This window comes from Actibacterium sp., assembly GCF_041584535.1.
Classification (GTDB): domain Bacteria; phylum Pseudomonadota; class Alphaproteobacteria; order Rhodobacterales; family Rhodobacteraceae; genus Actibacterium_D.
Genome location: NZ_JBFHDW010000220.1, coordinates 1 through 4647 on the forward strand (window position 1 = coordinate 1; position 4647 = coordinate 4647).

Sequence of the window (4647 nt, forward strand, 5' to 3'; positions counted from 1 at the left end):
CCCTCGTCGCCGACACGCGGCGCGGCATAAGCCACGAAAGGCTCTTCAATCTCGAAGCCCATATAGGCCATCGCCAATTGCTGCGGCTGCCACAGCACCTGCTCTATCGTGCCGTAATTCTGATCCGGGCCGAACCGTTGCGGTGTGCCGCCGGTCGTGACCGAGACCATCGCGCGCCGCCCCTGAAACACCCCGCGGCTGTATCGCAACCCATCGGCATAAGCGACGCCATAGGCCAGCACCCGCTCGAACCAGCCCTTCAGGATCGCAGGCGGCCCGCCCCACCACAGCGGAAATTGCAGGATCACCAGATCGGCAGCTTTCAGGCGCGCTTGTTCGCGCTGAATATCGGGGGCAAAGCCGTCATGTTTGGCGGCATGTGCCTGTTCGGCCTGCAATTGAAACCGGGTGCGATCCGCGACAGTGGTGAAATCGGCGCGGCTGGCGACGGGATTGAACCCGTCTGCGTAAAGGTCCGAGATCGTAACCTGATGCCCGGCATCGGTCAGCGCCTGTTGCGCCCGTTGGGTCAGGGCAGTGCTGAACGAGGTTGGCTCGGAATGGGCCAGCACGATCAGAACATTCACGACAATCCACCATCCGCCAACAGGCTGCGCCCAACGATCCAGCCGCAGTCAGGGCCGCTCAGAAAGGCAACGATCCCGGCGATGTCCTCGGGTTGACCGATCCGGCCTACCGGCGTGGCGGCGGCGATGGCCGCGCCCCGTTCGCGCACCACGTCGCGGGTCATCGGCGTGTCGATCACACCCGGCGCCACCGCGTTGACGATGATCCCGCGCGGGGCCAGTTCCTTGCCAAAAGTGTTGACCAGCGTATCCACCGCGCCTTTCGACGCCGCATAGATCGAGGTTCCCGGGCGCGGGAAATCGGCCAGCCGTGACGAGAAATGCACGATCCGTCCGCCCGGCGCGGTGATGACTTCGGCCGCGGCTTTGGTGACATGCACGACGCCTTGGACATTGGTCTCGAAAATGATGCGCATGTGGGTGTCGTCGATGTCTTCCAGCGGCAGATAGGGCGCGATACCAGCGGTGTTCACCACGATATCCAGACGCCCCCATTCCGCGATCACCTGCGCCATGGCTGCCCGCACCGAAGGTCCGTCCGCCACATCTATGGCCACAGCCAGCGCCGGGCCGGGCAGGTCATTTGCGACCACCCCCGCTTGTGCCGCGCCCAGCCGATAGCCGACCGCCACGCTTGCCCCATCCGCCGACAGGCGCCGGGCGATGGCCGCCCCGATCCCGCCCGAGCCACCCGTGACCAGCGCCACCTTGCCTGTAAGTGGACCCATCTCAGGTCAGACCCAGCAGGCCCGCCGCATTGCGCGAGGTGACCTTGCGAATGTCATCGTCGGAAATGCCGACGTCGATCATCGCCGAGACGATCTCGCGGAACCCGTCCACCGGCTTGGGCGCCTGCGTCAGGCCCAGATCCGAGCCCAGCACCGTCTTGTCGGCCCCAACCACGTCGATCAGGCGCTTCAGTTCATTCGCGTCCCAGAATTTCACCCGGCTTTCGATGAACATGCAGATCGAGTGCTCCATATACGCCCCCAAATCCGACAGCGCCCGCATGTCGTCATCAGTGCAATCAATCAGATAGGTCGGGTGGTTGATCAGCATCTTCTTGACGCCGCGCTTCTTGGCCTCCTGATACAGCGGCAGCATCTCGGAAATATGCAGATGCCCGCCCGACAGGATGATGTCGCCCTCGGCGATCAGGTCCAGAATATCCAGCGCCTCGGGCGTCAGGTTGCCCTTGTCATCGGTCACTTTCAGCGGGATCGGCTCCAGCATTTTCTTGGCGGTCTTCGGGAAGGTCTTGGCCGAATAATGCGACAAATGGTTTGCCGCCGAAAAGGTCGGCATCCAGACAATCTTGCCACCCATCTTGACGCAGTGATCCACCGCATGCGGGTTCACGCCGCCGGTGGCGTTGTTCAGCGCCACGCCGGAAAAGACCTTGGTCTTCATGTCGGGATAGACCTCTTGCAGCAGCGTGCAGTGGTTCATGCCGACATAGTAATGGTCCTTGTAAAGCAGCGCCTTAAAGCCCGCCTCCTGCGCCTCTTGAAAGGCTTGGTGGTGGCCCAGAATGCGCGGCATGGCCGATGGGCCGGAATGGCAATGCAGGTCAACCGCGCCTTGCAGCAGCTCATCAACATGGGCGCGGCGATCCGCCGGCATGTCCGACAGCGGCACGATATCGGGAAGGTCAGAAGGTCCAGCCATTTTAGTTTCTCCTCATATTCACGGCGCCATATCGGCCAGCGTCTTCAACGCGGCCTGACGCATAAATCCTTGATCCGAGGCCACAACGAACGCGCTGGCCCCCAATGCGCGGAACTCGTCAGCCTGCGCCTTGCCCGCGGCCATCATCATCACCGGCTTGCCGGCGCGTTTGGCGGCGTCGCAAATCCGGGTGCAGGCATCCTTGACCTCGGGCGCCTCCATCGACGCGGCCCCCATCGCCACAGCCAGATCGCCACGGCCGATGAACACACCATGCAGGCCATCGACGGCCAAGATCTCATCCAGATGATCCAGAGCCGGAACATCCTCGATCATCGCCACGAAACAGACCTCGGCATCGGCTTTGTCGACATGATCCCAGATGCCGATCGCGCCGTAATCGCCAGCGCGGGTGGTGTTGGAAAACCCGCGCGAGCCACCGCGATAGCGACAGGCCGAGGCCACGGCGCGGGCGATTTCGACCGAATAGACATGCGGCACCAACACGCCCGCCGCGCCGTCATCCAGCACGGCCAGAATTTTCGACGGCGTGCCATCCGGCACCCGCACGATCCCCGCCGTGCCCACCGCCCGCGCCGCCAGCAGCGCCAATTCGGTGGTGCCGCGATCCCACGGGGCGTGTTCCTGATCGATGACGACAAAGTCGAAACCCGCCTGCCCCAGAACCTCGACCGGATGCGGCGCTGGGGTTTTCACGAAACTGCCCATCAGCGGCTCGCCTGCGGCAAATCGGGTGCGGAAAAGTTTGGTCATGGCGCGGTCCTTTACAACATGCTGGGCAAAAGCAGCGAAATCGCCGGGATGAACGTCACTGCCAACAGAACTAGCAGCAGGATACCGATCAGCGGCATGGCCTCGCGGCTGACAGCGGGCAAGGGCTGACGCGCGGCGGCGCAGACGATGAACAACAGGATGCCCACCGGTGGCGTTGCCATGCCGATCACCACGTTGATCACCGCCATCGTGCCGAACTGCACCGGGTCCATGCCGGTGATCTTCACAAATTCCATCAGGATCGGCATGGTCAGGATCAGGATCGAGATCGGCTCAAGGAACATGCCCAGCACCAGAAGAACGACGTTCAACATCAGCAGGATCAGGATCGGATTATCGCTGATCGACAGAACCGCAGCGGCGACGGTCGAGGGCACATGTTCCAGCGTGAACACGAAGGCGACGATGCTGGCCATGGCGGTGATGAACAGGATCGACGAACTGACCAGCGCGGTGGCGATCATCGCCTCCCAGATCTTGCGAATGCTCAGGTCGCGATACAGCGTGCCAATGAACAGCGCATAGGCAACGGCAACGGCGGCGGCCTCGGTCGCGGTAAAGATGCCGCCCTTGATGCCGACCACGATGATCATCGGCATCAACAGCGCCGGAAGGGTGCGAATGGTGGCGGTGCGGCGCTCGGACCAGCTGGCCTTTTCGGCGACCGGGAACCCGTCGCGGCGGGCACGATAGCTGGCATAGATCAGCAGACCGCCCATCATCAGGATACCGGGCACGACCCCGGCCAGAAACAACTGACCGATCGAAACCCCCGACAGCACGCCGTAAATGATAAAGGTGATCGACGGCGGAATGATCGGCCCGATCACCGAAGCAACGCCGATCAGCGCCGCCGCATAGGCGGGCGGCACTCCCTGCCGCGTCATCGCCGGGATCAACACCGATCCAAGGGCCGAAGCCTCGGCCGTGGCGCTGCCGGAAATCCCGGCAAAGAACCCCGCCGACAGCACCGAGACCGATGACATGTCACCACGGCGGTGGCCGACCATCGCGCGGGCAAAGGTCACGATCCGGTCGGTGATACCGCCGACATTCATCAGCGCACCGGCCAGCAGAAACAGCGGGATCGTCAGCAGGATAAACTGATCGACCCCGGCCATCATCCGCTGCGGGAAGGCAAGGATCACGTGCGCGTTGCCGGACAGGAACAGATAGATCATCCCGCCCACGCCCAGCGCAAAGGCGATCGGCACGCCGCCCGCGATCATCAGCATGAAAGAGCCAAAGAAACCAAACATATTACAGCTCTCCGTGCAGGTGACCGGCCATGGGCCGAGGGGTGCCGGTCGCCAGCGCAACCACGTCCAGAATGAAATCTCCGGCGATATGCAGCGCCAGAACCACGCTGCCCGCCGTCACCGACACGTAAACCCAAAAGATCGACACCGAACGCGCGGTTCCGGTCAGCGCCTCAAGGATGAACCCGATGGCCGGGATCGACTGGGCCGACAGGCGCGAGGCGTAGATATAGCCGTTGGTGGCCATCAGATAGAGAAAGACCAGGATCGCAGCGGTAAACACCGCCTTGATCGCCAGCCGCAACCGCGGCCCGATCGCCATGATCAACCCGTCCACC

The 4647-nt window shown here is 63.0% G+C and carries 6 protein-coding genes; all 6 read right to left on the minus strand.

The genetic code is table 11. From position 1 onward, the window contains the following. Positions 1-587 (minus strand): NAD(P)H-dependent oxidoreductase (locus ABYW26_RS10900; RefSeq protein WP_372604885.1); only part of this gene is annotated, 587 nt, incomplete at its 3' end. Continuing rightward, on the minus strand, positions 584-1315 hold the full coding sequence (locus ABYW26_RS10905; protein WP_372604886.1) for an SDR family NAD(P)-dependent oxidoreductase: 732 nt from the start codon (positions 1313-1315) through the stop codon (positions 584-586). The genes ABYW26_RS10905 and ABYW26_RS10900, both read right to left, overlap by 4 nt. A 1-nt stretch (position 1316) precedes the next feature. Continuing rightward, the gene (locus tag ABYW26_RS10910) at positions 1317-2255 is read right to left on the minus strand and encodes a DUF6282 family protein (RefSeq protein ID WP_372604887.1); all 939 of its coding nucleotides are present in this window, start codon (positions 2253-2255) and stop codon (positions 1317-1319) included. Between the two features lie 18 nt (positions 2256-2273). Next, entirely contained in the window at positions 2274-3029 is a 756-nt protein-coding gene (locus tag ABYW26_RS10915; protein ID WP_372604888.1) for an HpcH/HpaI aldolase/citrate lyase family protein, read from the minus strand. 11 nt (positions 3030-3040) lie between these two features. Further along, positions 3041-4309, minus strand: a complete 1269-nt coding sequence (locus ABYW26_RS10920; protein ID WP_372604890.1) for a TRAP transporter large permease — start codon at positions 4307-4309, stop codon at positions 3041-3043. A gap of 1 nt (position 4310) precedes the next feature. Continuing rightward, positions 4311-4647 (minus strand): hypothetical protein (locus ABYW26_RS10925; protein ID WP_372604892.1); only part of this gene is annotated, 337 nt, incomplete at its 5' end.

Excerpts from the sequence above, each read along its gene's own strand:
- ABYW26_RS10905 (WP_372604886.1), bottom strand. The coding sequence starts at position 1,315 with ATGGGTCCACTTACAGGCAAGGTGGCGCTGGTCACGGGTGGCTCGGGC.
- ABYW26_RS10910 (WP_372604887.1), bottom strand. The coding sequence starts at position 2,255 with ATGGCTGGACCTTCTGACCTTCCCGATATCGTGCCGCTGTCGGACATG.
- ABYW26_RS10915 (WP_372604888.1), bottom strand. The coding sequence starts at position 3,029 with ATGACCAAACTTTTCCGCACCCGATTTGCCGCAGGCGAGCCGCTGATG.
- ABYW26_RS10920 (WP_372604890.1), bottom strand. The coding sequence starts at position 4,309 with ATGTTTGGTTTCTTTGGCTCTTTCATGCTGATGATCGCGGGCGGCGTG.